Source organism: Psychroserpens damuponensis (genome assembly GCF_000826655.1).
Classification (GTDB): domain Bacteria; phylum Bacteroidota; class Bacteroidia; order Flavobacteriales; family Flavobacteriaceae; genus Psychroserpens; species Psychroserpens damuponensis.
The window spans coordinates 1-207 of sequence record NZ_JXJO01000088.1; the positions used below are offsets into that span (position 1 = coordinate 1).

Below are 207 nucleotides of genomic sequence, written 5' to 3' on the forward strand. Positions count from 1 at the left end.
TTTCTTCGGAAAACGTTATTCGTCCACGAAATTCTGGCGCTACATGTTCTAAATATTTAGCCAAAAACGGAAGCAGATGCTTGTCATTTGACGATTGTTTTACCAACACCTTTTGACCAGAAATAAGTACAGATAGAAAATCATGAAAACCCACTAGCGGAATATTTCCTGCCATGATAATAGCTATGGTTTTTAAACTTTCCGAAG

General features: G+C 36.7%; 1 protein-coding gene. It reads right to left on the bottom strand.

The genetic code is table 11. The annotated features are described in order from the left end of the window. The coding region (locus TD29_RS18310; protein WP_316931867.1) for an acyl-CoA reductase at positions 1–207 on the bottom strand (207 nt) is incomplete at both ends.